At 39.5% G+C, this 26,122-nt stretch carries 24 protein-coding genes; 4 read left to right on the forward strand and 20 right to left on the reverse strand.

The annotated features are described in order from the left end of the window. Positions 1-276 precede the first annotated feature (276 nt). The 16 genes from ACFVSW_RS08530 to ACFVSW_RS08605 all read right to left on the reverse strand — a co-directional run bounded on the left by ACFVSW_RS08530 (position 277) and on the right by ACFVSW_RS08605 (position 18,024). Positions 277-1,458 carry a glycosyltransferase family 4 protein gene (locus tag ACFVSW_RS08530; RefSeq protein ID WP_387314654.1) on the reverse strand — a complete coding sequence of 394 codons (1,182 nt, stop codon included), beginning with the start codon at positions 1,456-1,458 and terminating at the stop codon, positions 277-279. Positions 1,459-1,504: 46 nt separating this feature from the next. Then, positions 1,505-2,626, reverse strand: a complete 1,122-nt coding sequence (locus ACFVSW_RS08535) for a glycosyltransferase family 1 protein (RefSeq protein WP_387314656.1) — start codon at positions 2,624-2,626, stop codon at positions 1,505-1,507. A 20-nt stretch (positions 2,627-2,646) separates the two neighbouring features. Next, positions 2,647-3,555 (reverse strand): D-glucuronyl C5-epimerase family protein, encoded by a 909-nt coding sequence (locus tag ACFVSW_RS08540; protein WP_387314658.1) that lies wholly within the window; start codon positions 3,553-3,555, stop codon positions 2,647-2,649. Between the two features lie 21 nt (positions 3,556-3,576). After that, on the reverse strand, positions 3,577-4,614 hold the full coding sequence (locus ACFVSW_RS08545; RefSeq protein ID WP_387314660.1) for a glycosyltransferase: 1,038 nt from the start codon (positions 4,612-4,614) through the stop codon (positions 3,577-3,579). A 191-nt stretch (positions 4,615-4,805) separates the two neighbouring features. Further along, complete coding sequence (locus ACFVSW_RS08550) at positions 4,806-5,579, reverse strand: glycosyltransferase family 2 protein (protein ID WP_387314662.1); 774 nt, start codon at positions 5,577-5,579, stop codon at positions 4,806-4,808. A 50-nt stretch (positions 5,580-5,629) separates the two neighbouring features. Beyond that, positions 5,630-6,487, reverse strand: coding sequence for an NAD-dependent epimerase/dehydratase family protein (locus ACFVSW_RS08555; RefSeq protein ID WP_387314664.1), 858 nt, complete (start codon positions 6,485-6,487; stop codon positions 5,630-5,632). After that, positions 6,484-7,152: a sugar transferase gene (locus tag ACFVSW_RS08560; protein ID WP_387314665.1), complete on the reverse strand. Its 669-nt coding sequence runs from the start codon at positions 7,150-7,152 to the stop codon at positions 6,484-6,486. Before ACFVSW_RS08560 ends, ACFVSW_RS08555 begins: the two co-directional genes overlap by 4 nt. A 35-nt stretch (positions 7,153-7,187) precedes the next feature. Continuing rightward, positions 7,188-8,069: a UTP--glucose-1-phosphate uridylyltransferase GalU gene (gene galU, locus ACFVSW_RS08565; protein ID WP_387314667.1), complete on the reverse strand. Its 882-nt coding sequence runs from the start codon at positions 8,067-8,069 to the stop codon at positions 7,188-7,190. A 134-nt stretch (positions 8,070-8,203) separates the two neighbouring features. Continuing rightward, positions 8,204-10,030, reverse strand: a complete 1,827-nt coding sequence (locus tag ACFVSW_RS08570) for a polysaccharide biosynthesis protein (protein ID WP_387314669.1) — start codon at positions 10,028-10,030, stop codon at positions 8,204-8,206. Positions 10,031-10,592: 562 nt separating this feature from the next. Continuing rightward, complete coding sequence (locus ACFVSW_RS08575) at positions 10,593-11,360, reverse strand: tyrosine-protein phosphatase (protein ID WP_387315124.1); 768 nt, start codon at positions 11,358-11,360, stop codon at positions 10,593-10,595. A 98-nt stretch (positions 11,361-11,458) separates the two neighbouring features. Next, positions 11,459-12,163: a CpsD/CapB family tyrosine-protein kinase gene (locus tag ACFVSW_RS08580; protein WP_387314671.1), complete on the reverse strand. Its 705-nt coding sequence runs from the start codon at positions 12,161-12,163 to the stop codon at positions 11,459-11,461. Continuing rightward, positions 12,153-12,902, reverse strand: a complete 750-nt coding sequence (locus tag ACFVSW_RS08585; protein ID WP_387314674.1) for a YveK family protein — start codon at positions 12,900-12,902, stop codon at positions 12,153-12,155. The genes ACFVSW_RS08580 and ACFVSW_RS08585 overlap by 11 nt, the downstream gene beginning before the upstream one ends. Before the next feature lie 228 nt (positions 12,903-13,130). After that, entirely contained in the window at positions 13,131-13,862 is a 732-nt protein-coding gene (locus ACFVSW_RS08590; protein WP_387314677.1) for a LytR/AlgR family response regulator transcription factor, read from the reverse strand. 37 nt (positions 13,863-13,899) lie between these two features. Continuing rightward, positions 13,900-14,700 carry an EAL domain-containing protein gene (locus ACFVSW_RS08595; RefSeq protein WP_387314679.1) on the reverse strand — a complete coding sequence of 267 codons (801 nt, stop codon included), beginning with the start codon at positions 14,698-14,700 and terminating at the stop codon, positions 13,900-13,902. A 287-nt stretch (positions 14,701-14,987) separates the two neighbouring features. Beyond that, positions 14,988-15,317, reverse strand: coding sequence for a hypothetical protein (locus ACFVSW_RS08600; protein WP_387314682.1), 330 nt, complete (start codon positions 15,315-15,317; stop codon positions 14,988-14,990). Between the two features lie 721 nt (positions 15,318-16,038). Beyond that, positions 16,039-18,024, reverse strand: coding sequence for a PAS domain-containing hybrid sensor histidine kinase/response regulator (locus tag ACFVSW_RS08605; RefSeq protein WP_387314684.1), 1,986 nt, complete (start codon positions 18,022-18,024; stop codon positions 16,039-16,041). A 149-nt stretch (positions 18,025-18,173) separates the two neighbouring features. Between ACFVSW_RS08605 and ACFVSW_RS08610 the strand changes: the two genes are divergently transcribed. Next, a complete protein-coding gene (locus tag ACFVSW_RS08610) occupies positions 18,174-18,395 on the forward strand; it encodes an aspartyl-phosphate phosphatase Spo0E family protein (RefSeq protein ID WP_387314687.1) in 222 nt (73 codons plus the stop codon). 110 nt (positions 18,396-18,505) lie between these two features. On the opposite strand, the gene ACFVSW_RS08615 is transcribed toward ACFVSW_RS08610, so the two are convergent. Further along, positions 18,506-19,231 carry a LytR/AlgR family response regulator transcription factor gene (locus tag ACFVSW_RS08615; protein ID WP_387314689.1) on the reverse strand — a complete coding sequence of 242 codons (726 nt, stop codon included), beginning with the start codon at positions 19,229-19,231 and terminating at the stop codon, positions 18,506-18,508. Between the two features lie 256 nt (positions 19,232-19,487). Here ACFVSW_RS08615 and ACFVSW_RS08620 point away from each other — a divergent pair, with 256 nt between their 5' ends. Next, the gene (locus tag ACFVSW_RS08620) at positions 19,488-20,558 is read left to right on the forward strand and encodes a diguanylate cyclase domain-containing protein (protein WP_387314691.1); all 1,071 of its coding nucleotides are present in this window, start codon (positions 19,488-19,490) and stop codon (positions 20,556-20,558) included. Between the two features lie 1,186 nt (positions 20,559-21,744). Here ACFVSW_RS08620 and ACFVSW_RS08625 read toward each other — a convergent pair. Both ACFVSW_RS08625 and ACFVSW_RS08630 read right to left on the reverse strand, forming a co-directional pair. Beyond that, positions 21,745-21,942 (reverse strand): hypothetical protein, encoded by a 198-nt coding sequence (locus tag ACFVSW_RS08625; protein ID WP_387314693.1) that lies wholly within the window; start codon positions 21,940-21,942, stop codon positions 21,745-21,747. A 222-nt stretch (positions 21,943-22,164) separates the two neighbouring features. Next, positions 22,165-22,323, reverse strand: coding sequence for a YwzD family small protein (locus ACFVSW_RS08630; RefSeq protein ID WP_387314696.1), 159 nt, complete (start codon positions 22,321-22,323; stop codon positions 22,165-22,167). 522 nt (positions 22,324-22,845) lie between these two features. On the opposite strand from ACFVSW_RS08630, the gene tagU reads away from it, so the two are divergent. Beyond that, positions 22,846-23,769 (forward strand): polyisoprenyl-teichoic acid--peptidoglycan teichoic acid transferase TagU, encoded by a 924-nt coding sequence (tagU, locus tag ACFVSW_RS08635; protein WP_387314699.1) that lies wholly within the window; start codon positions 22,846-22,848, stop codon positions 23,767-23,769. Positions 23,770-23,830: 61 nt separating this feature from the next. Here the strand turns inward: tagU and tagH are convergent, their stop codons facing one another. Continuing rightward, positions 23,831-24,682 (reverse strand): teichoic acids export ABC transporter ATP-binding subunit TagH, encoded by an 852-nt coding sequence (gene tagH / locus ACFVSW_RS08640; RefSeq protein WP_387314701.1) that lies wholly within the window; start codon positions 24,680-24,682, stop codon positions 23,831-23,833. A gap of 231 nt (positions 24,683-24,913) precedes the next feature. Here tagH and ACFVSW_RS08645 point away from each other — a divergent pair, with 231 nt between their 5' ends. Continuing rightward, positions 24,914-26,023: a phage baseplate protein gene (locus tag ACFVSW_RS08645; protein ID WP_387314703.1), complete on the forward strand. Its 1,110-nt coding sequence runs from the start codon at positions 24,914-24,916 to the stop codon at positions 26,021-26,023. Positions 26,024-26,122 lie beyond the last annotated feature (99 nt).

Below are 26,122 nucleotides of genomic sequence, written 5' to 3' on the forward strand. Positions count from 1 at the left end.
ATATATAATATATGCCTTATACTCTTTAGAAAATTTAAGGTTACTTTTCTTAGTTGAAAATAAATAAATTATAAAAATATAGATACCCAAGAATATCAAATAAAACCACCATGATACCCCAAATACCCCCATACTATTAAATAAAACTTTAAGGATAATTATTATAATTATCAAAAAAAATACTAATCCCTGCATAATATTCCTTTCAATTATTAATTTTTTTTAGAAACTAAATAATTCTCTTCTAATTTTGGAATGATAATAAAATCAATATTATTACTCCTCAATTAATACCCCGAATTCCTTTTCAAGTACTTCGCCAAGTGCAGAATAATAATTAGGAAATGAATAATTATACTTGATATTAAGATAAGCTTGATTTCCCATCTTATATATATTTGTTTTTTTCGAAACTATTTGTTCAATCTTAATCGCTAAGTCCTTTGCATCCATTGTACGGAAAAGATAGCCGCATTCTCCCTCGTTTATATAAGAAGCAGTACCATTATTATCTGTGCTAATAGTTACCATTCCATTTGCCATAGCTTCTAATATTGAAATGGAAGCAGATTCCAGCTTACTAGGTAAAATGAATATGTCATTAGTTTGGTAAATTTGGTCCATTTTATTATAATCAATATTCTTTTCAAGTCTTATCACATCGTCTACGTTCTTAGACTTTATATATGTTTTTAATAAATCAAAATATTTTTGCTCATCTTCATTTACTACTTGTCCAACGATTGTCACTCTCAAATTTCTTCTATCTCCTATAAGGGATATAGCATCAACCAATAAAAAGTGGTTTTTATAATCTCTATACTTACCCACATCTAAAATGTTGATATTTCCGCCCTTACAATATGTTCTATTAGCTGTTTCTTCCTTTAATTCTGCAATAAATGGAACAAAATAATCATGACTTTTAATGTGATACTTATCTTGATTATTTCTTAACACCGAAATATTTCTAGCATAAACCGTAGTTATTCTAACTTTAGGGAAAAATTCACGTATTATTTTTTTAATGAATCTTTTTATTATATTTTCAGAAGTATTTGGGGAATATAATGGTGTCTGATTGTAAATTATGGTACATCGTATTTTTAAAATCTTACAGATTAAATAAGCACACCATGATGAAAAATTTCTTTCCCTTAATATTACAACATCGGGGCGATACTTCCTTATTCTTATAAACAATGAAATATTTGCAGGAATAAAATAATAGAGTTTCTTACTCTCTGCCTCATTAGCACTATATTTCCAATCGACTATTTTGCATAAAAGAATTGATAATATTGACTTTTTCATTAGATATGGCTTCAATTTGCTATGATCTTCGCTTTTTCCAACATTTTGGACAAAAAATTCAACATTATGGCCTCTTTCAATTAGTGACTTAACTATTGGAAATTGATTGGTATGAAATCTTGGAGCCACAAAAAGAAATTTCATATAACGAAATGACCTCTTTTCAAATTTATATCATCTTGTAAAATTGTTATTCTATAAAAACGGTTCTTACAAAGGTATCTGTAACTGAATCAATGTCGTACCCAGCTATTTTGAATTTATCATTCATACTTTCTCGTACTACATCTTCTTGTCTGTATTCTAAAGCTTTTTCAGCCCAAATTTTTGTGCTATCTTTTAAAGATAAATAATCTACCAACTTAGTAATACCTGCCTCACGCGTTATAGAATCTGAAATAATACAATGTAGCCCGGTTGCTTGAGCTTCAATAATCACATTTGGCATACCTTCAAAGAATGAAGGGAAAATTAATACGTCCATTGCCATCATGATATTAGGCACATCTGATCTTACTCCAGTAAAAATTACTTTATCTGTTAGACCAAGCGTTTTAATCTTATTTTTTATATCACTTTCTAACTCACCTTTTCCAACTAGTATTAGAACACTTTCTTTATGTTTCTTTACAATCTCATTAAAGACATCAATTAAGAAACTGTGATTCTTGGCATTATTAAATCTTCCAACATGTCCAACTACAAATTTATTTTTTATTTGAAACTCTTCACGAATTGCAGTTCTTGTATCCAAGTCAAAATGGAAATTATCTAGTGCAATTGCATTCTTAAGAATTATTGCCTTTTTTCGTTGTATACAGCCTTTTCCAAACATAAACTCAGCAGCTTCTGTCGATGGTGCAATTTTTATATTTGGAATTGTTATAGATAACCATTTAAATACCAGATGGAGAATTTGATGCACTCTTCCCCCATAAGTTTTAGTATTACTAGACCGAAATACAAGTACTTTAGCCCCTCCAAATTTCGCTGCAAGTAAATCAATTGTTGATAATGAATGCTGTGATATCCTCATAACATAGTCATACTTTTCTTTCCGAACAATATCCTTAAGTGTATTGAAGGATTTTACTATTCTTTTAGACTTAGGAATGGAACGATGGATTTTCCCCCCCATGGATATTATTTCTTCTTCATAAAATCCTTCTTCCTTTGATGCCACATAAAAGTCCATCTGATATTTATTTTTATCTAAAGCACGATAAACTTTCATCAAAAATGTTTCAGCGCCCCCAGCATTCATTGAGCCAACTATACATAAAAGCCTTTTAGTATTGCCATTTTTTTTCATTTTAGTTTCCTTCTTTTCAACTATTTCTCAGTTAACTTCTGACACACCTTTACTATAAATGCATGTTTCCTTTTAAACCAATTATTTTGATATTTATGCCATCTCTCAGAATACTCTTTAAATAACTCATTTCTAAATATGTCATATAATACTTCCAACTGTGCAATATGCAGTTTATGGTAAAATGGACTTGTTATTCTACCACCTAGGTCATACATACTCCAATATCCGTTATCAAATTCAGACAAGTGAGCTTCCAAGCTTTCCAACGTTTTATCAAGTAATTCTTTTATTCTTTTATCCTCACTCACCTTAAAATAATCAAACAAACCAAATATAGCAAATATCCAACCATTAAGTACTGTTGGCTCATTTGTATATTCTTGAAGAAAAACCTCACCATTAAAATATTTTGTTGTTCCACCTAAATCTAACGGAGTTAATAAAAAATCTATTGCTTTCTTAGCTCCAAATAGATATTTCTCATCATTAAATTCTTTATACGCTCTAAGCAAAAGTGATACACCCTCACCCTGGGCCATAGCTGAGTATGGAGCGTTAGAATGTACAAAAAAGAAATTACTCCATGAACCATCTTTTTGTTGATTATTTATAGCCCAATCAACACATAGTTTAAATTTATTTAGATATAATTGTTTATTTTCTAATAAATACAAATCATATGATCCCAAACCGTATTGAAAAATTGCTATAGGGAACAAAACTTTTGAACCATCCTCAAGTTCTAGAATTGGAAGTTTTACCTCATTTAAATTATCACCCTTAGTAACCTTTTCTGTGAGATCATTGTAGTATCCCTTAATTCCTGATTTTGAATAGATTTTGCCTATTCCTTGATTAACATGCAATATACTCTTACCATTTAGCATATTTAACCATTTTTTCAACTTAAATATACTTAAGCTCATATTGAAGAATTTTCCTCTCTATCACAAATATTTTAAAAATCTACTAATAACCTTTTCAGGTAGGAATTCGTTGGCTTTAAATAAACAATTACTTTTCATTCTGGTAATATTATCGGGATTGTTAACTAATTCCATTAGAAGATCTTCTAATTTAGACTTTTGCATAAAGTCATATATGAACCCAGTCTTACCATGATCAATAATTTGATTTGCAGAATCCCAATTTGAAGCCAGGACTGGTAACCCTGCGGCATACGCATCTATTATTGTCCCTGGTACACCTTCTGTCTTATAATGAGTTGGAAATAACAATGCAAAGTATCCCTTTAATACATCTACGCTATCATTATAATTTACAGCTCCTTTATAGGTTATATATTCAGGAAAATCCTTTTTTATTTTTTCAAACCTATCGTTATATTTTTCTTCTACTGGTCCATATATATCTAATGTATAAACTTGTCTACCTAATTTCTCATTAATATTGATAATCACGTCTATAGCATCCTCTATACCTTTTTCTTCCATAACTCTTGAAAAAGTACAAAGGTTATATTGCCCTTCGATTGGAAATTGCAAATTTTTTTCATCGAGTATACTTAATCGCTTAAAGTTTGGTAAATATTTTACATTCTTTAATCCCAGAATCTGTAATGCATTAATCATGTTGTATGATTCAACATAAACTCCATCTAAATTGCACATTTTACTTTTAAGCTTATGATTTTTTTTTAATATTTCAGGCAGCCACCCACCAATAACTACATAGTGCAACTTCTTATGAAATATCCAATTTAACACTAGAAACAAAGGAATAAAAATCTTAACTCCATTATGAGCAGGTAGTATCACTACATTGTCACAGTTCTTTAGTAAGAGTAAACATTTAAACAGTAGAGCTACGGGATTTTTTTTCCAACCATGCGTATCAACGGTCTGCACTAAATTTGAACCTATAGCTATTTTTAATTCCTCTGTTAATAATTTTGTTTTAATAGTTTGTCCATTGAGAAGATTTTTATTATTCCCAAAATGTCCGCATACACCAACCCTATACAAAATTCCACCTCTAATAACGTAAAATATTTAAAGTTTCTCCAAAATTTTTCTCTAAATAAATAAGGAAATTAAAATTAATATGTTAATACCTCTAAACACATATAATTGCAACTTCCTTATATAATTCAATGCAAATTACTAGGTAGTATATAAATTTTTAAAGCAATTTCTATCTTGATACATAGCCCCACTTACCTTAATTTAAGAATTGTTACTATTATCCAATATAAAATTAGATAGAATGATTTTAGTATGGGTATTTGCTCTATTTCACGATATACCTTCCAATGATAACTAACTAAGGATGATTTTTTACTAGATATAGCACCAGCTCTTATACGATGACTTCCAAGCGGCTCATCCAAACCATAAAGATATGTTTCCTTTTTTATGACCTGTAACCACATAACATAATCGTTTCTCTTTTTAATATTTGGTATTTTAAATTTACCCAAATTTTCGGCACTGTATATTACTGTCGAATTCCCGGGGCAAGTTTTTAAAACGCCATCATAGTCGCTTTTGACCTTTGCCCTGATAGTTCGATTAAGGAAATTCCCCTGCTCATCGATTTTAGTGTAACTTGTACATGTAAAATTATAATTATTCTTTTTCATGAACTCTATCTGTTTGTGTAGTTTTTCAGGAACCCACACATCATCACTATCAAGGAAAGCTATATATTTACCTTTTGCTAAATCAACAGCCGTATTACGTGCCACTGCTGCACCAGAATTTCTGTCTAATTTATAGTATTTAATTCTTTGGTCCTTCTTCATATACTCCATTACTACAACCGATGTGTTATCCGTGGAGCAATCATCAACAACGATAACTTCCCAGTTTTTGTACAACTGTGCAATTACAGACTCCAGTGTTATCCCTATAAAATTCCCGCAATTGTAAGCAGGCATAATTATTGAAACCAAATCTTCTTGTATATTAATAGATTGCATACTTTCCATTACTCCACCTCAAAAATGATACATAAAATATTCATGTAAAACCCATCAAATTATTTTTCAATAGTCAATTTAATCGACTCTTCAAAACTATTGATACAATAATCTTCTTTGTACTTTGACATAACTTGCTCATATAAAAATGTCCCAAATACTTTATTTATAGCATTTACCTTTTTACCCATAAGTTTAATTACCAAATTAAATAACTTAGTCACTACTATCTTGTTCCCATATACATCTCCTATTTTACACACCATATCGGCAGTATTTACATACTCTTTATTCTGAGGGTGGAAGATACCATGCTCTTCATTATCAATCATCAAACGTATAAACTCACAAAGGTTTTCTATATAAAGCATGCTACGCTTGTTATCTATATTTGGGAAAATCGGAATCATCTTTGCTAATTTAGCCAGCTTTGGAAAGTTCCCTTTCGTTCCTTTTCCATATATCATTGGCGGGCGGACAATGACGACTTTGAAGTTATCATCTTGCAAAGGGGTAATCCCCTGCTCTGCCTGTAATTTACTGTTACCATAAAATCCATTTGGATTTGGCTTTGTATTTTTTTTCACAACTATACTTTTATTAGTAGCGCTACTCTCGCCAAAAACAATCATACTACTCATAAATATGAATTGCTTCACACCTTCTGCCTTACTTTTCTTGGCAAGTTCTATTGTCAAGTCACGGTTAACCTTATAATACAAAGACTCTAAATCAGACTTTGCATCGACATGGGCTATACCTGCCACATGGAAGATGACATCATACTTTGAAAAGTCTGCTTTCCTCCACTCTTCAGTCCGGCATGAAATGTACTCTATAGTGTATTTATCTGCAGTCGAAGAAGCGAATGCATTACCAATATAACTATGTTTGGCCGTGATAAGTATTCTTTTCATCTCAAAATCCTCTCACTATCCGCTTTTTCTACTGCTGTTGTTGAAGTTGGGGTACCTTTCTCTCTCTCAATCTCGCCAGTACCACCTTCAACAACACCATCGTGCTTTAGAATACTAACTATGGTACCGAAGAAGCATCTCACATCAAAAACAAAGCTCAATTTCTCAACATATTCCCCATCAAGCCGCGCTTTAACTTTAATCGGTAACTCATCCCTCCCATTAATCTGCGCCCACCCCGTAAGCCCAGGGTAAATATCATTCGCCCCATATTTATCTCTCTCAGCTATCAAATCATACTGATTCCAAAGGCAAGGCCGTGGACCAATAATACTCATTTCACCTTTAAGAATGTTTATAATTTGCGGAAGTTCATCCAAACTAGTTTTCCTCATAAACTTCCCAACTCTGGTAATAAAGCTTTCTGGATTTTTCAAAAGGTGAGTAGGTGTATCCTTTGGTGTATCAATTTTCATCGTTCTAAATTTCAAAATAAAAAACTCGGATTTATCTTTACCAATCCTACGTTGCTTAAATAAGACTGGGCCCTTTGAATCTAGCTTAATACATAAAATTAATAGTAAGAATACTGGTGAAAGTACCATGATCCCAATAAAGGCCAGAACAATATCTAATATTTTTTTTATATATCTTCTATAAATCACTTATTTACGCCCCTCAATGAGAAAAGGTTAAATAATTATTTAACCTTTTCTGCCTCCAATATTTCATCCATAAATGATAGAATTTCTTCTCGTAAAGAAGGTTCTTGCAGAGCAAACTCAATCGTAGTCTTCACAAACCCAATCTTCTCCCCAACATCAAACCGTTTACCCTCAAAATCATATGCAAAGACTCTTTGAATCTGATTCAACTTCTGAATCGCATCCGTCAACTGTATCTCTCCACCAGCACCAGTTTCCTGCTGCTCCAAAAACATAAAAATCTCAGGTGTAAGAATATATCTTCCCATAATCGCAAGATTAGAGGGAGCAGTTCCCGGTGCAGGCTTCTCAACAAAGTTCTCAACCTGGTACCTTCGACCATCTTGAACCGAAGGTTCAACAATCCCATACCGATGGGTCTCATCATCCGGTACACTCTGAACACCAATAACCGAAGAGTGAGTTTCCTCATAGACATCAATAAGCTGTTTTAAGCAAGGCGTCTCACTCTGAACAATATCATCACCTAAAAGAACTGCAAACGGCTCATCCCCTATAAAATTACGCGCACACCAGACTGCATGGCCGAGCCCTTTTGGTTCCTTTTGACGAATGTAATGAATATCAGCAAGATCAGCAGCATATCGTACTTTATCAAGAATATCTAATTTGCCCTTCTCCAATAAATTTTGCTCAAGTTCATGTGCAAAATCAAAATGATCCTCAATTGATCGTTTCCCTTTACCAGTAACAATAATAATATCTTCAATCCCTGACGCAACAGCTTCTTCAACAATATATTGAATCGTTGGCTTATCAACGATTGGTAGCATCTCTTTCGGCATTGCTTTCGTAGCCGGTAGGAACCTTGTCCCAAGTCCTGCTGCTGGTATAATCGCTTTCCTTACTCGTTTCATACATATTCCACCTTTTTAATTCAATAACAAACCGAAAGGTTTGAATATTTTAATCTTGTTCATTCCAATAACAGTACAATAGGTATTGTTTTTTTAATATCATACCGAAGGTTTTGCTTTTTCAATTAGTTATATTAATTCACCGCAGCCAACACAGCCGAACCCTCAAACCGATTATTAGCCACCGCAATCAATGTATCATGCATCTCCATCTCACTCATATCTAACAAACTATCAATTAAACGGCCCAACTTCTCAGCACGGATAACCTTCGCCTTCCCAATATGAATCTTCGGAAACACTTGCTCGGGATGCACTTCATTCTCATTAAGTAGTTCCTCGTACATCTTCTCCCCAGGGCGTAGTCCTGTGTACTTAACCCCAATTTCTTCTATAGAATAACCTGAGAGCTTAATCAGGTTTTTCGCCAAATCAACAATCTTAACCGGCTCCCCCATATCCAGCACAAAAATCTCTCCGCCGCGCGCTAACGAACCCGCCTGAATCACAAGCCGTGAGGCTTCCGGTATCGTCATAAAATACCGTGTCATCTCAGGATCCGTCACCGTCACTGGCCCGCCAGCTTGAATCTGCTTCTTAAACAACGGAATCACACTGCCGCGGCTGCCAAGCACATTTCCAAACCGAACCGCCACAAACTTTGTGTCACTATTCTGGGCAAGACTCTGAATAATCATCTCCGCAAACCGCTTCGTCGCGCCCATTACATTTGGCGGATTTACTGCTTTATCCGAAGATATCATCACAAAAGTATGAACTCCGAAGGTGTCCGCAGCTTCAGCCACATTCTTCGTCCCAAAGATATTATTCTTCACCGCTTCTCTTGGGTTGTATTCCATCAACGGGACATGCTTATGCGCCGCCGCATGATAAACAACAAACGGTCGATGCTCGTCCATCACATCAAAAATCCTTGCACGGTCCTGAATATCACCAATCACAGGAACAATTTCAATTCGGCCTTGGTATTCTTTCCGAAGCTCCATATCAATTAAATAAATACTGTTCTCTCCATGACCAACCAAAACAATTTTACTAGGATTAAATCTGCAAATCTGCCGGCAGATTTCCGACCCGATCGAACCGCCAGCACCTGTAACTAACACTGTTTTTCCTGACACACGTTCTGAAATGCCCGCTATATCTAACTCCACCGGTTCCCGGCCTAATAAATCCTCTACCTGGACATCGCGAAAGTGATTCACGGACACTTTTCCTGTCATTAAATCTTCCAGCATCGGCATGATTTGTGTCTTGGCTTTTGTTTTTGCACACTCATCAAAAATCCGCTTTAATTCGTTTTGCTGTAAGGATGGGATGGCAATCACGATATTGTCGATATTTAACTTTTCAACCGCCTCTTGAATCTGACTAGAATCTCCAAACATCGGTATATTTAATATCTGCAGCTTGTATTTCTTCGGGTCATCATCGATGAATGCAACTGGTTCAAGCTCCGTATCTGCACTTTTCTGCAATTGTCTGGCCACCATTACTCCAGCAGCACCCGCTCCAATAATCAGTGTCCTTTTTTTCGAGGCATCCCCCTGTAAATACGTATCGCGAATCATTCGCCACACAAATCGAGAACCGCCTATTGATAATACATAAAGCATCCATGTCGTTATTAACGCCCTAACGTATATTTCAAAGTGGACTATGTATTGAATAACCGCCGTCGTCAACACAGCGAATGTTACTGCCTTCACAATCGCCAGTAACTCCCCTACACTCGCATATTCCCACGCCTTATTATAAAGCCGGTAATAGCTAGCAAAAATATGATGACAGACCACAAGTGTTAACCCGCTTATGACAATAACTAGTTTGGTGTCAATGACAATCGATGGATGTAATGGATAATAACTTAGATATATAGCCGTTAAAACAAGAACAGAATCTAATAACCCCAATGTTACAAGCCGAGTCCTGTATGCCAAATCAATCATTCCTCCTTTTATCTTTTTATTTCGTCTAACTAAACAGTACGTGGCCAAAAAAATAAATACCTAATGAAATACCAAGTGCATTATCACTTATTCTTTCATTAGATATTTATTATTGTAAATTTGTATTTAAACGGGCATCGAACCCTCCCTCACACCATGATTCTGACGACGCGCGTCTAAGGTCCTGCTTGGAACCCACAGCATGACCGAGTGCCCCCATGGATATCGGACAGGGGAGCCTCGCCGGTCAGCCAATGATGCCTAACAAAGAAGTATAATCACATGATGTTAATTCCTATCATCATAAGCGGGGAAAAGGATATTCCACCGCCAACGACGTGCGCCTAAGGTCCTACTCGGAACCCACAGCATGACCGAGTGCCCCCATGGATATCGGACAGGGAAGCCTCGCCGGTCAGGCCATGACGCCTGACCAAGAAGTATAATCACATGGGTTTAGCAGGGTAAAGGATTTCACCCTGCCAATTGGGCCGTAATGGCGCCACATCAAAGTAGTCAATAATCAACATTGATATATATAGCTTCTTCTTGATTAAAAAATCCCAAATATCTTCTTTTTCTTCCTAACCCGCTCCGGCACTTCCTTATAGACATGACTGCCCCCAACCACCAGCGCCGCATTTTCTTGAAATAAATAAACCATTTCATTCCCATACTTCGCCTGAATCACGTCGAAGGCCTCTCTCATCTTAAACGTCCGATTCCCCGTATTATGGGCATCAGAGGCAATAAAATGAGTTAAGTTCGCCTCGATTAACTGGTGTGTAAAGTTTTTAATCTTCTTGCCAAAGTCACCGGAAACGCTCGCTGCGGTGACCTGCGACAATGCGCCCTTTTTCACAAACTGATAAAGAAGGTCCGGCTGTTCAATGAGTTGCTGATTCCGCTCTGGATGGACAATCACCGGCACAAGCCCTTTCAGCTGCATTTCATAAAACAACTTCTCCGTGTATCTCGGTACATGGCTCGACGAGAACTCTACCAAGACGTATTGGCTGCCATTAACCGCGAGGATATCTCCCGATTCGTAGGCCTCGACCATTTCTCCATGGATCCGTGTTTCCTGACCAGCTAAAATCTTCAAATCTATCTTTTCTTTTTGTAATGCTAGATTCAACTCTTCAACACCAGCGATAATACCTTGCTTCGAATTTTCGTACTGATTATTCAAATGATGCGGCGTGGCGACAATCGTGCGGATCCCCTGCTCGACCGCTTTCCGTGCCATGTCCAGGCTATCCGACAAATCCTGTGCCCCGTCATCCACGCCCGGCAATATGTGACAGTGCAAATCAATCATAAGCCACACCCATTTCCATTAAATTGTTATCTAATTAAGATTAACACGGTCGAAAGGCCTAGTAAAGGGAGGTATTTTGTCGCATTTTGTAGAAACCGTTATTTAGCACCATAATAATAGTAATAATCATTATTCTTTATTTCTTTATGGTTTAACACGACACCAAGCAGCTTGCTTTGCGCGTGGTCAAGCAATTCTTTTGCCTTCTTCGCCTGCTCGATTTCTGTCTTCTCACTAAAGACAACAAGAATCGAACCATCACATTGATTCGCGAGAATTTGTGGATCAGCTACAGCTAATAACGGCGGTGTATCCAAGATGACGTAATCAAATTGCGCCTTTGCTTCTTCCATAAATTGCTCCATCGATTTCGAGCTTAATAATTCAGCTGGATTCGGCGGCACCGGTCCGCTTGTTAACACATATAAATCTTGCTCTTCTGTTTCGTTCACGGTTTTTTCAAGTGTCTTTTGCTTCGTCAGCACGGTGGTAAAGCCAAAGCGGTTATCCTCGCCAAATGTATGATGAACCGTCGGCTTCCGTAGATCGGCATCGACTAATAGTACTTTTTTTCCAAGCTGGGCGAAGGTTACCGCAAGGTTTGCCGCTGTCGTTGATTTTCCTTCCGCCGGACCTGATGAGGTCACCATAATCGTTCTGATTTCTTCATCAATCGCGGAATATTGGATATTTGTCCGAATCGTCCGGTATTGCTCCGAGATTGGTGATTTTGGTGCAATCGCCGTAATCAGCTTTCGGCTTGGGTCTTTACTTGTTTGTGTCTTTTTCTGCTTACGAGCCAAGGGTCTCACCTCTTACCGTTGATTTTCGCGCCGCACGTTTCATTTTCAATTCTTCGATTTGCTGGTCATCAATCGTGGCAATAACCCCTAGAATCGGTAAACCTAAGATTTTTTCAACATCCTGCTCGTTTTTAATCGTGTTATTGAAATACTCAAGCAAGAATGCAAAGCCAACCGCTGCCATTAACCCGACAACAATCGCAATTGCCACATTTAATAATGGTCTTGGTTTTATCGGCGCCGGATTTTCTGAAATATCGGCTTTCGCTAAAATACTGACATTATCGACTTTCATAATCTTCGGGATTTCTTTTTGAAACACTTCTGCTGTCTTGTTCGCAATTTGCGCTGCCACTAAGGCATCCGGGTCCTGAACAGACAAGTTCACAACCTGTGAATCCTTTTCACTGCCAACGGTAATCTTTCCTTTTAACTGGGAAGCCGTCATCTTTAAATTAAGCTCGTTCACGACGATATCTAAGATCGCCGGGCTTGTGATAATCACATTATAGGTATTTATTAATTGAAGGTTTGTTTGGACCTCACTTGGGCTATAAACGGATTGTTCATTTTTCTGTTGGTTGACGAGAATTTGGGTAGAAGCTTGGTAAATCGGGGTCAATAAAAAGTAACTTACCACACCACTTACAATGGCAGCTATTAAAGTTATCGACACGATTAGAAGCAATCGTTTTTTCAAGGTCTCAAGCAGTTCTTTTAAACTAATAGTCTCTTCCATTTCGGCCTCCTAATTTTATCACTACAAAACATAGGTATTATATCACAATTTGTCAGCTTTTACTGTAATTTGTCAAATTTAATTTCACTTACTCTATTAAACACCCATTTGTAAGATTTTTGAAGGGGAAATTAAAGAATGGTAAAAATTTCACATATTTACAAACGAACAAGCAAGTTAGACAGCCTAACGAAAGACCTAAATAGAGTAGGCTCCCCGCCTCATTGGTCATTTCCCCATTAGCCGGTTGACGGTTTGAATTTGTAATTTGGAAATATGAGCGATTTTTTCCGAATCGGCAAAATGGGCGAGATAGGTTTCACCGTACGCTTCAATTTTGACGATTTTCCTGAGGTTTACGAGGTACGAGCGGTGGGTTCGATAAAAGTATTTTGGCAAGCGTTTTGCAATATCCTGAAGGGAATCAGCTGTTTCCACCTGCTCCGCTTCCAAATGGATGATCGACTTTCTTCCTTCTTTTTCGACATAGACGATATCGTCCATGGCAAGATAAAGAAACGCTTGATTCGACTTAATCGTCAGCTTATTGAGAGCGGCCGCTCCCTGCTTCGCTTCCAATCGCTTGTGCAATTGCAGACCAATCTTTGCCTTTTCTAAGGCAATTAACAGCCGGACCTTTTCGATTGGTTTGACAATATAATCGACTGCCGAGAGATTAAACGCCTCCACCGCAAACTCATCATAACCCGTCGTAAAGATGACCTGAAGTGCCGGAACCATTTTCTTACACAGCTGTGCTGCCTCGATGCCATTGATACCAGGCATATTAATGTCCACTAACACAATATCTGGCTTCTTCTTGTTCACAAGCTCAATCAGCTCTTCACCGCTCGACGCCTCCCCTGCCAGCACATATCCAGGAAATAACTGAATATAGTGGCCTAGCAGTGTTTTCGATGAAAGGTCGTCATCGACAATGATCACTTTCAGATTCTTCATCATACCACTCACTTTTTCGTTTAATGCCGCTGCCCCCTTATTTTACACCTATTTCGGGGCGAAAAGTATGAGCAGGATGTTGGGTTTTAAGCGATGTCTGATATTTCCGAAACACGGTCTGGGCAGTCATCTTTTTCGGTTTGCCTAACAGGTATCCCTGAATAATCGGCACATCGATGTTGATAGCCGCAGCTAAATCGTCTTCCTCCTCAATTCCTTCTAAGATCACGCCCATTTTGTATTGTGCGTATTGAATCAACAGCGCTACCATTTGCTGTTTTTCCGTTGACGACGATAATCCGACGGAAAAGTAGCGATCCAACTTAATATAATTAGGGGAAAACTCAATTATTTTTTGTAACCCCGTAGCCCCTGTGCCAACATCATCAAGTGCGATGGCAAAGCCGAGGTCTTTGACTAACAAGATTCTTTTCTTAAACTCCGGAAGCTCCCAGCAGGATTCTTCCTCTTTCGTTTCATTTAATTCAATAACTACCCGCCCGCAAACGAAAGGATATGTTTTTACTAACTGATTCATGAAAAAAGGAAAATGAGGATGAAGCAATGTCGACGGATAAAGATTGAGAAACAATAGCCCCTCCGCTAATTTATTTAACGGAAACCGGCTGATCGCCTGAGCGAATGATCTTGTGTCCAGCTCGTATAACGTCCCATCTGTTCGTGCCGCAGCGAAGACCTGCTCAATATTGCCATCGCCATATCCGTCCGGAAACCGCAGCAACGCTTCATAGCCAAAAATACTCATCGCATCTACATTCCACATTGGTTGATAAACATGTTCAATATTTTGAATCAGAACATCGCTAATTTGACCCACGCTCCTAACCAATCCGTGATTTCTTTTAGAGGATTTTTTTTGAGTTTGTTGCTGTATTGTTGGATTCGCCGATAAATTTGAAAATTCCCCGATAAAGCGGTGTGATTCGCCGATAAAATCGTAAATTCGCCGATAAACTTGCAAAATCGCCGATATATCAGCTTAACTTGTATCGTGGTGTAATCTTACACATGTAATCGTGACTTTTCTAGCATTTGAACCTGGTTACTTTCAAAACTAGTGGAGATTTTTATTTTTAAAGGATTTATATTAAGTCCTTGAGACGTTTAATTGTGATTCTTGATTCTTTCACCAAAATAATCCCAAAACGATTCAATAGTGACAATAATTCGGTTATGTTCGTCTTTTCCATCTAGCTCAGAATCAGCGGTGTGTTTCGTATTTCCACCAGCGGATACAACCTTTAGTTTACCCTCTGCTGCCGGTTCTAACCCATTTTCTTCGGATGTAACTTTATACTCGGATAGAATGTCAGTTTCGATCTCTTCGACGATTTCAACCGCATCCACCACTTCTTCTTTCAGCCAGGATTCCCCATAGAGAACCATCCATAGAACACCCAAAGATAGCAGGAAAATAACAGCCTTCTGGATCACGATAATCCCCCTCCGTCATAACGAGGGCCATGGCATCCATAAAAATCGTGCTAATCCCTCTAATTGGTGTACAGGGGTACTTAGGAAAAGACTCCCTTAATTCCCTGTACATCCCAAATATAGCCAATCGCCGCTCAAGTGTCTAACCGCGGCGGGGCATAACAGACAGGAAAATAGACTTATTAACTATTAAAACTGACAGAATACGACATAAAATGAGACATTTCGCAACGTGTGAGGAAAATCACTTAGGTACATTGTCACGGATGGGCGGTCTTACCGAAAAATCCAACGAAAATGTATCCAATGAAGCTTATTGGAGTCCGTCCTGCCTAAAAATTCGAGGAATTGGTATCCTATCGAGCTTATTGGAACCCGTCCTGCCTAAAAATTCGAGGAATTGGTATCCTATCGAGCTTATTGGAGACCGTACCGCCCCAAAAATTCGAGGAATTGGTATCCCATCGAGCTTATTGGAGACCGTCCTGCCAAAAAAATCCGAGGAATTGGTATCCTATCGAGCTTATTGGAACCCGTCCTGCCTAAAAATCCGAGGAATTGGTATCCAATAGAGCTTATTGGAGCCCCGTCCCGCCTAAAAATCCGAGGAATTGGTATCCAATAGAGCTTATTGGAGCCCGCCCCGCACCAAAATCCAACAAAAAGGTATCCAAAAGGAGCAAACAAAAAAGCGCCGCCAACAAATTCTGGCGGCGACTGATTATCGTAAATGTTTCGCAACAACGCTCAAAAAGGCAGGAATATCAACCGGCTTACAAATATATTCCGTAAACCCTTTCGCCAGTACCCGATCGATTTCGTCTTGAATGGCGTTGGCGCTTAAGGCAATGATCGGCGTTTGTTCGCAGGCAGGATTTGCTTTGATCCTGTCAAACACTTCACAGCCATTGAGATCAGGAAGGTTGATATCTAATAGGATTAAATCCGGTCGCTGGACGAAGGCCAGCTCGATTCCCTCAGCCCCGGTCGCAGCAGAGAGGAAGCCAATCCCTGGGATCGTGCCGAGGATTTCTTGGATTAATTGCATATTTGATAAATTGTCCTCAATATACAAAATCGTAAATTCGTTGTCTTGGAGCTGGACCGGCGCCTTTTTTTCAAGTAGTCGCAGTCTGCTTGCCCCCGGAGCTTTCACGAGCGGGAGGCTGATGCAAAAGTCACTTCCTACTCCCATCCGGCTCTCAACAGCGACGGTGCCCCCCATTAATTGAATCAATTGCCCGACAAGCGCAAGACCGATGCCTGTTCCTTCAACTTGCTGATGGCCGCTTCGGTAAAACGGTTCAAAGATCTGTCCTTGCTCGGATAAGGGTATTCCTCGACCGCTATCGACAACATGGACAAACAGGAAACCATCCTTTACGTCCCAGTGAATTGCCACCGTTCCCTTTACCCGGTTATATTTAATCGCATTATCCAGCAGGTTTAAGAATACTTGCTGCAACTTAAACCGATCCGCGAATACGTAACAATCATCTGCGGCGGTTTGTTCGATTACGATGCGAATCCCTTTACTATCGGCAAGCGGAGAAATAAAGCGAACACATACATCGATAACGGTATCGATCCGAATCGTCTCCGTTTCCATTTTCATCTTACCCGCCTCGATCGCCTCTAAATCCAAGACGTCATTAATTAACGTCAATAGATGGGTGCCACCTCTTACAATTTGATCGACAAACTGCCGCTGCTTCGCGGTAAGCGTCTTCTCTAGTTCCAGCAATTGCGAAAAGCCAAGGATCGCGTTTAATGGCGTACGCAACTCATGACTCATCCGCGACAAAAACACCGATTTCGCTTGATTGGACTTGACCGCTTCTTCCTTTGTTTCGATGATGCCCCTTTCCATCGCCCGGCGTTCGCTAATGTCCTCAAGTGCCCATATATGCCCCTTAAGTTCATCATCAATATAAAAGGGAAAATAGCTCCTTTTAAAAACTTGCTCTCCAAACCGGTCCATCTCATTTACGACCGGCTGTCTGTTTGCTATGATCTTGTTAACCTCCTGCTGGTCCTCCACATGTTCTTGAAAATAGAAATGAAGCAGTTCAAAAAGATCTTTGCCAACAATCTCTGCAATCGGCATATTTATTCGAAACAATTGGCAGCACCTGTGATTGATCGAGATGATTTTCATGTCACAATCCGTCACAACCATGCCAATCTCCAAACTATTAATCAGCGCCCTTTTTAACGCCAGCGACTCCTCGTGGATTTGCTCCGTTCGTTTGCGTGCGGTAATGTCGACACCAGAACCGATGACCTCGACGACTTTCCCCTTTTTCTTCACTGGACTTAACATCACATAATAATCCACCCCGTTTAGCTGGGCTTCGTAATCGCTGATTTCGCCATTCCAGGCCCTTGAATAGGCCTGCTCTATCCGATTCGCATCCTCTTTCGAATAAAACTGATGGAGATTTTTCCCCGTTACCATCGCCGGGGTAAGACCCATTTTTTCAAGTAATTGACCTTCCATTAACGTATGTATGTAATGGTCGCCCTGCTTGATATACTTTAACGTCATCCCTTGCTGACGGCGGATCGTGTCGACTAAATCGAACTCTGCCTTTTTTACATATTGTCTGTATTTGATGAGCATCAACAGCGTGGCAAACGAAGCCATCATCGCAATCAGGATCGATGCGGCCGCAAGCACATTTGTATACGGACTGGAATCAAACATCTAACTCTCTCCTTTTTCTAACAGGCAGGGATTGTCCAAGCCACCTTCTCCCCCTTTCAACCATGATTTCCCGCATCTGAGAACTTTTGCTATAAAAACCATTTCATAAATGGTATTATATACCTATCTATTAAAAGGAGCGACTCCAAATGACCTATTTATTAATGATGATTGAAAACTATCGAAATGAACTGTTTGAATTGGCAGATAAATATGGTCCCACTTCCTCGCAAGCGATTGAGTGCTGTCAACAGTTAGACGAATTATTAAACTTATTAATGGCCCTTGAGCAAAAAGAACAACTACCTCATGATGACAGCGTGTTAAGGGGCGGAGCGCCGCAAATTACTATAGACAATTTTAACTTGTAATATACATTCTTAGGCAATGAACGAAGTGAACCCTTACACTAATCACACCGCCTTTATTGGCAGGGATGGTTCTTTGAATATATTTCGATGGGAGATGGTGGCGGTAAACGCTAGATAAGTTTTCTGATTTCGTTAATTTTCAATTTCGAGATTTTTGCCAATTGGTCATAGTCCTTAAAATGAACGATAAAGCTTTCCTTTTGCGGGGTGATTTGCGAAATCTTTTCTAAATTAATGATATAGGACCGGTGCGCATGGAAAAAGGTGTCATCGAGACGAGTGAGGATTCGCGCCATCGTTTCGGACGTATCATAGATCTCCTTTTCGGTATACACAAGACACTTCTTCCCTACCTTTTCGATAAAGAGGATCTCATCGAGCGGAATAAACAGGGTCGCCGTTTGGTCCCTCAGCTGCAGAATTTTTTGCTGCTGCTTAAGGCTATTCCCCATTTTCTCCCGTTCAAACTCGATGATGTTTTTCGCTTTCTCCAACGCTTGCGCTAACCTCTCCTCCTCCACCGGCTTGACGAGGTAATCAACGGCAGCCATTTCAAATGCATCAATTGCATATTCATCAAAGCCGGTAATAAAGATCACTTTAATCATAGGCAAAAAAGAAAGACACTCCTTCATCGCCTCTAGCCCATTTTTCTTTGCTATTTTAATCGCGGTCAGCACAAGGTCAGGCTTCTTGACAATGACCTCCTCAACGAGCTGCTCCCCATTCGCACATTGTCCGATTAATTGAAACTCAGGTAAACTTGTAAGTAAATGTTTCATGATGTCTATGGATTCTTGATGATCATCGGCTACTATCACCTTTATTGAAGTCATATGTGCATTTCCTTCCTTTAGGCAAGTATAGGTTCATGTCTATATTTTAAATGATTCTGTAATAAAATGTATTTGTTTTTTGAGATTACTACTATGAAAGAGTTGGAAATTAAATGTAGATGAACATAAGACCTAGCTTTTCATCCTGTTCAACCTCGATTATCGCCTTTTCGCGGCCATCATCTTGCAGAATTGTAAAATGATGCCTACAATAGATGCTAATACCTGACGATACACAGGAGGAACTCTGCAAATCATGTATGTATTCCATTATTATTATCTGGTTATCATCTTTATCCTTCTGGTTGTTACCTTTTTGCTAGGACGATTTTTTCAAAAGAAAACGGACAGGCTGCAATCTTCACTGGATGCAACTAATCAGCAGCTGTCATCCATCTTTACCCATACATCTGATGCGATTAATATTACAACAGTGGACGGAGTGCTTACCTACATCAATCCGGCCTTTGAACAAATGTACGGCTGGAAGAAAGCGGAGCTAATCGGAAAGCCGCTGCCAATTATCCCCGCTGAACTGCACGATATGGAACTGCGGTTGAGGGATACCTTGCTTGCCGGCAACTCGATTAACCACTGGGAAGGTTCCTTTTTACGAAAAGACGGCTCTTTCCTTGATGTCGAGGTCTCGGTTTCGCCATTAAGAGATGCGGACGGTACGGTTAACGGTTTCGCGGCGATTACCCGCGACATCTCTGAAAAAAAGCAATATGAGCAAAAGCTCATTGAACTCGCCTTCTATGATCCGTTAACAGGTGCTGACAATCGCCGCTCTTTCTATTTGCGCTTAGCGGCAGCAATGGAGACGGCAAAGGAAGAAAACCTGCGCTTCGCCTTGCTCTATCTCGACTGCGACCGCTTTAAATGCGTCAACGATTCGATGGGCCACGATGTCGGCGATGAATTGCTCAAGCAATTTGTCGGCCGGATTCAAGCCATGCTGCCAGCATCCGCTACCTTGTTTCGCCTCGGCGGCGATGAATTCGCGATTATCGTCACGGAGCTGTCTTCCAATGAGGAAATTATTCGTTTAGCCGATCGGCTATTGGCTGCGCTGCAGACACCGTGGACAATACAAGACCATTCGTTTGAAACCACCTGCTCAATCGGAATCAGCCTCTATCCCCAGGACGGCGCCTCGCAAACAGCGTTAATTTCGGCCGCAGACCACGCCCTGTACGAGGCGAAGGATGGCGGACGGAATCTTTATCGGTTCTATGCTGGGGAACAGCGAAGAGCCGTGGCGGTTGCGGGTGCGGCGGTGGACGAGATTGGGGATGGGAGCGGTACCGGCGATTCGTCTCGTTAGGATTATTATTTTAACCATGCAACTGCTGGGGAGCAGTTGTATTTTTTTGTTTTTGGGACGTTCCCGGTGTTTTGTAGAAAGGGGTCGGGATTTTGTAGAAAGGGACCCGTATTTTGGTAATAGGGACCGGTAAATTCAAAAAGGCGGTCGATATTCCCGAAAAGTGGTAGATTCTCCTCGCTATGAGCAAAACATCAATAGGTATATACCCACTCTCTAGGTTTTATTAGCGGATTTTTCGAGTTTATTAGCGAATATGCAGTTTTATTAGCGAATTCCAATCGTTTATTAGCGAATTTCAAGTTTTATTAGCGAATCGAACTGGAAGACCCAAAATCTTCATTTAGTAGTAAGATACTGCTGTTTTTGCTGCAAACTCGGTCACAATTAACCACTTATTGTGACCGTCCTCTCTATTTTCCCACTCTCTCGGGAACAATTAACCACTTATTGTGACCATGCTCCCTCGGTCACCATTATTTAAGTTGCTAACGGAAACTCCTTCTAAAATAGTTTTCACCTGCTAGAGGGTCATGTTAACTCCTTCCATTTTTGCAGTGTAATGAATATTCATTTGGAATATTCTGGTGTAAAGTGCATAACTCTTAGTATATGGCTGTTTTCCGCAATGTTGCTGATATTTATGAAATATCATATTGATGTTTCGTCAGTTTAGGAGGAAATCATATGGAATGGTATATATGGTTCGCAGTAATTATTGGTACTATTATTAGCATTGGGTATTTTAAATCTAAAAAGAAATAATCCTGGTTGAACTACCTGGGATTTAGTTAAACAACCTACACTTCAATGTTAAAACCACTTGGAATTATCGAAGTGGTTTTTATTTACTAATTGTATAGTTGTTTAACCTGTTAATTTTATCGATAAAACATATGCCATTAAGCTGTTATTTGGCTTTTTCTCCACGACTTAGTGTCATCAGCTGTTGTTTTTTTAATGAGTAATTTCAGCATAGTAATCACTCACTAAACAAAAAAATATCCGGCACAATGGCCGGATGCACAATAAAAATATTTTTTAAAGGGGTTATGAGAAGAAGAAAGAGCGACTTCTTTCCACGCTTTTATTTTAACTGGAAAAGATGAAGAAACTATGAACAAACCATGAAAAGTTTCTTATTTTTCGATCGCAGCTACTTCCGCTCCAAAGGACTCGGCATGGCTTATTCCCCCGATTTCTCCTGCATCACTTTAATCAACGCATCCAGCTTCTCATTTCTTGCTTTATCTAACATCGTCTTTTCATTCATGAACCTGATAGTGCGGACGATAAACCAAATACTAAATCCGAGAATTAACAAATACAGCAAGATTGGAACAAGTGCAAACAACCCAAATAAACTGCCCAACTCATTTGACATGTAAATCCCTCCCTGAATGTAAACTTATACCAGTAGTATACAAGAGTGACTGATTGTTATCCATGCTTTTTTGTGGAGTGGGGCGGAAGATGCCTGGTTAAAGGACCGATATGATTTTGAAAACTGGAGAACGGGCTCCAATAAAGGCTAACGGCAACCGCAACTAACGCCAAAAAAGGCCACCGGGATCTCCTCCGGCAGCCTTATGTATTGTATATAAAATTAGCCTATTACTAGACTCTTCAAATCCTCTTTTAAATCTTCCATTAATTTTTCTAACGTTAGTTCTTGCTCATTTAAGCCCTTGTCATATGCCTTTTTTACGATTTCTGAGAATTCTATGACATTCGAGCTGCTTTCCTTTTCAGATTTCCGTTCCAATTCCCAAAATCCTCCTTCCTGTTATATTAGTTTCATATTCTACTAGATTCGGTGTCGATTGTAAATACACTTCCATTTGAATGTTGTGGAAATTTTGTGAATTTTGTCGAATGGCTTCTATTCGCTTTGGTGTCAGGCACCACAAATAACAATTACCTTAGCCAGTCCCCAAAGTGCGGGGACTGGCTTTTTTGGATGATTGGGCTGGTGGATGCGGGTGAATTGTGTGAACTGGTGAGAAAATCGGTTATTTGGGCGGGTAAACTGTGAAAAGTCGCGGGTAAATCCAAAAGTCGAGAGTAAAATCCAAAAAGCTGAGAGTAAATCTAAAAAAGCCGAGGGTAAATTCCCACCTTCCTACCTCTTCTCTCCTATTCTTTTAAGCTACGCTTTGCACTAATCGTCAGCATTCGACGGCACTGCGGAAAAATTCCACAATTTTTTTCTATCAATTTACCAGTTTTTTTGTTAATCTATATCATGAGTGCGAAAAAAATGTAAAATTCTTGGAGGTTTAATCATATGAGATCTCAACATAAGAAAAAGAGAAAATGGTTAAAGGTTACTAGTATTATTCTTCTTGTCCTGCTCATTGGGGCGGGGGCATATGCCTATACAGTATATAAATCGTTTAAAAATGCAGCGAATACGATGCATGAGCAGATTGACCGGAAGTCTGACAAGCGGGCTACTGAGGTTTCTTTTAAGAATAAAGATCCATTTACCGTATTAATGCTTGGTGTCGATGAACGACAAGGCGATAAGGGCCGTTCAGATACGATGATTGTCTTGGCCGTTAATCCTAACAATAAATCAGTGAAGATGCTAAGCATTCCGCGTGACACACGCACCGGAATCGTTGGAAAAGGCACAGAGGATAAAATTAACCATGCCTATGCTTTTGGCGGTGTGCCAATGGCGATGGATACGGTTGAAAACTTCCTTGATATTCCGATCGACTATTATATGAAGGTAAATATGGAAGGCTTTAAGGATATTGTTGATGCTGTTGGCGGAATCAAGGTTCAAAATACTTTAGAATTTACGCAAGATAAAATCCATTTTGCCAAGGGTGAATTAAAACTAGACGGTACAGAGGCGTTAGCCTATACGAGAATGAGAAAACAAGACCCTAATGGTGACTTCGGCCGCCAAGGCAGACAGCGTCAAATCATTCAAGGTGTTATTAAAGAGGGCGCAAGCGTATCAAGCCTTAAGAACTACTCAGGCATTTTCGCTGCTCTTGGAAAAAATGTAAAAACAAACATTGCTTTCGATGATTTAATGGACCTTCAAAAGAATTACAAAGAAGCAGGTTCTAACATCCAACAGATGGAAATCAAAGAAACAGGGAAAAAGATTAACAAAATCTATTACGGATTAGTATCTGACGAAGAAAAGCAAAGAGTTCAAAGCGAATTGAAAGCTCAACTGGAACTAAAATAGTACAAAAAATGACCCCGGCTTTCCCAGCTGGGGTCATTTTTTGTAAATTATCCGGCCCCGACTAACGATTAAAAATCCCCAATCGCTTCCCCTTAGGCTTACCGCTAGTTTCGGCCGTCCTCAGTTTGCCGCTTCTTTTTTCCATTACTTTCTGATGGAATTGTTTCTTTTCTTCCTTTGACAGCTTCCGGAATTCTCGAATAAATTGTTTGTACATGGGGATGACTTCTTCAACCGGGCCGTACGCCTTGACCTCCCCTGCCTCGAGCCAAAGCGCTTTTTGGCAGAATTCTTTCACCTGGCCAATCGAGTGGCTGATAAAGAAAATCGTCTTGCCTTTTTCTTTAAAGCTGTTCATCTTGTCCAAACATTTTTCGGCGAAAATCTTATCGCCGACGGAAAGGGCCTCGTCAATAATTAAAATATCGGGATCGATATTAACGGAAATGGCGAAGCCAAGTCGAGATTTCATCCCGCTGGAGTATTTTTTCACAGGCTGGTCAATAAAATCGCCAATTTCGGCAAAATCAATGATTTCCGGGATTAACGCTTGAATTTCTTGCTTTTTAAAGCCAAGCATCAAGCACTTCAGCTCGATATTCTCACGGCCTGTCAGCTGATTATTAAGCCCCGCTCCGATTGAAATCAGCGCGGCTTCTCCCTGAATCTCAATTGAACCTGAAGTTGGGGGGATAACCCCGGAGATTAAATTGGACATCGTTGATTTCCCGGCACCATTAACACCGATAATTCCGATACTATCGCCATGCTCCGCTTCAAAACTAATATTTTGCAACGCATAAAAATCCTTCCCGTAGCCACCCGGCAACGCCAAATCCAGTAGTTTATCGGAAGTTTTTTTATACATTTTATATTTTTTTGTGACATTTTTAAACGAAACCGAACTGCTCATATTAACTCCTTATTGTAGATATGAATGTACTTCTATTATCTTATTATAAATAGCTTTTCATCCCATATTAACATAAAAATTGCCTAAATATGACTATGTTTGAATTTTGCCACCGTTAGCCATTTTAATCATTAATTTACTATTAAATATATTCCCCTTGTCCGCTTCCCTCTGTATAATTGCCGTATGTACGTTTTTCTTCCGAACACCATCATGAAAGAGGGGATTAGGATGACATCATTAAATCGGCGTGACAGGTTCAAAGCCAAGAAAACCCAGAAGCGAATTTGGAACTTCGTCATTACGGCGATCGCCGCTGCCGCCTTCTTTTTCTTCCTTAAAGATTTCGCTGTAAAAAGCGAGACGACAAAAATCAACCCGTCAGATACCCATTATCGCGAAAACAATCCAACAAATGACCATACACCAGATAACAGCACAACCGATACTCCTCCTCCTGAGCAGCATCCCGAGGAGCGTCTATTGTTAAAAAATAAAGCGGACCACACGATCACTCTTCAGCTGGCTGATAAAACGGTGATGCAGTCGTTCGCGGTTGATGACGTCCATCAGCAAATTTATGTCTCGCAAGTGGAAAGCGGACGTGCCCCCGAGGAGGCAGAGTCGTTTGTGATTACGCGCTGTACGATGGACGGAAAGATGCTTGACAGTATGACGTTAAAGTATGGCGGCCATGGAACCAATATCGGTGTCGAGGTTGACGGCGACTCTGTCTACGTATGGAGTTCTTATAACAAAATAGCTGAGGACGGGACGGTCACAGGGCATGATCTTGTGCGCTTCAAATATAAGGCGGGGGCGGTCTACAATCCGTCGTCACATGCTCTTAAAAATTTTTCGAAGCTGATTGACCCTTCCGCTTCGATTCAAATTGCCGCTGCAGTTGATCCGATTAACAAAACACTTGCTGTCAGGCAAAGATCTGGAACGAAGACGAGTGTGGATGTTTACAGCTTGACCGATGTACTAAGCGGCGGCGATACAAAGCTGTCCACCACTATCGTCCCAAAGAATTTATATTATTTACAAGGCTTTTCACTTGATGGCGATTATTTATACTGGCGGACAGGAGATACGGATGAAACAAGGTTTAAAGATTTTGTCACCGTATTTAATACGATTACAGGAGGAGTCGTTTATCAAAAACATATGACTGCTGGAATCGACGGGTTGGTGAACGAGTCCAATTTTCGTGAACCGGAAGGGATTTTCCTCTACACGAAGCCGGATACAGGAGAAAAATCATTGTTTGTCGGTGTCGTAACGGGGGGGAATGGCGAGCGGTTTAATCGGATTCATGCCTTCTCTATTGGAGAATAAAAGACGCCTTTCACACTCGGATAAAGGGTTCCGTTTTCGGGTGCTTTCTTAATAAATGACACAAGAAATGACGTATGAATTGGCATACGTCATTTCTTT

The organism is Neobacillus sp. NPDC058068 (genome assembly GCF_042885335.1).
Lineage (GTDB): Bacteria > Bacillota > Bacilli > Bacillales > Cytobacillaceae > Neobacillus.

Coding starts and splice junctions, on each gene's coding strand:
- ACFVSW_RS08575 (WP_387315124.1), bottom strand. CDS start 11,360: ATGATTGATTTGCACTGTCACATATTGCCGGGCGTGGATGACGGGGCA.
- ACFVSW_RS08535 (WP_387314656.1), bottom strand. CDS start 2,626: ATGAAAAAAAATGGCAATACTAAAAGGCTTTTATGTATAGTTGGCTCA.
- ACFVSW_RS08605 (WP_387314684.1), bottom strand. CDS start 18,024: ATGTTTGATTCCAGTCCGTATACAAATGTGCTTGCGGCCGCATCGATC.
- ACFVSW_RS08555 (WP_387314664.1), bottom strand. CDS start 6,487: ATGAAAAGAATACTTATCACGGCCAAACATAGTTATATTGGTAATGCA.
- tagU (WP_387314699.1), top strand. CDS start 22,846: ATGAGATCTCAACATAAGAAAAAGAGAAAATGGTTAAAGGTTACTAGT.
- ACFVSW_RS08610 (WP_387314687.1), top strand. CDS start 18,174: ATGACCTATTTATTAATGATGATTGAAAACTATCGAAATGAACTGTTT.
- ACFVSW_RS08540 (WP_387314658.1), bottom strand. CDS start 3,555: ATGAGCTTAAGTATATTTAAGTTGAAAAAATGGTTAAATATGCTAAAT.
- ACFVSW_RS08550 (WP_387314662.1), bottom strand. CDS start 5,579: ATGGAAAGTATGCAATCTATTAATATACAAGAAGATTTGGTTTCAATA.
- ACFVSW_RS08530 (WP_387314654.1), bottom strand. CDS start 1,458: ATGAAATTTCTTTTTGTGGCTCCAAGATTTCATACCAATCAATTTCCA.
- ACFVSW_RS08615 (WP_387314689.1), bottom strand. CDS start 19,231: ATGACTTCAATAAAGGTGATAGTAGCCGATGATCATCAAGAATCCATA.
- ACFVSW_RS08585 (WP_387314674.1), bottom strand. CDS start 12,902: ATGGAAGAGACTATTAGTTTAAAAGAACTGCTTGAGACCTTGAAAAAA.
- ACFVSW_RS08645 (WP_387314703.1), top strand. CDS start 24,914: ATGACATCATTAAATCGGCGTGACAGGTTCAAAGCCAAGAAAACCCAG.
- ACFVSW_RS08620 (WP_387314691.1), top strand. CDS start 19,488: ATGTATGTATTCCATTATTATTATCTGGTTATCATCTTTATCCTTCTG.
- galU (WP_387314667.1), bottom strand. CDS start 8,069: ATGAAACGAGTAAGGAAAGCGATTATACCAGCAGCAGGACTTGGGACA.
- tagH (WP_387314701.1), bottom strand. CDS start 24,682: ATGAGCAGTTCGGTTTCGTTTAAAAATGTCACAAAAAAATATAAAATG.
- ACFVSW_RS08625 (WP_387314693.1), bottom strand. CDS start 21,942: ATGTCAAATGAGTTGGGCAGTTTATTTGGGTTGTTTGCACTTGTTCCA.
- ACFVSW_RS08590 (WP_387314677.1), bottom strand. CDS start 13,862: ATGAAGAATCTGAAAGTGATCATTGTCGATGACGACCTTTCATCGAAA.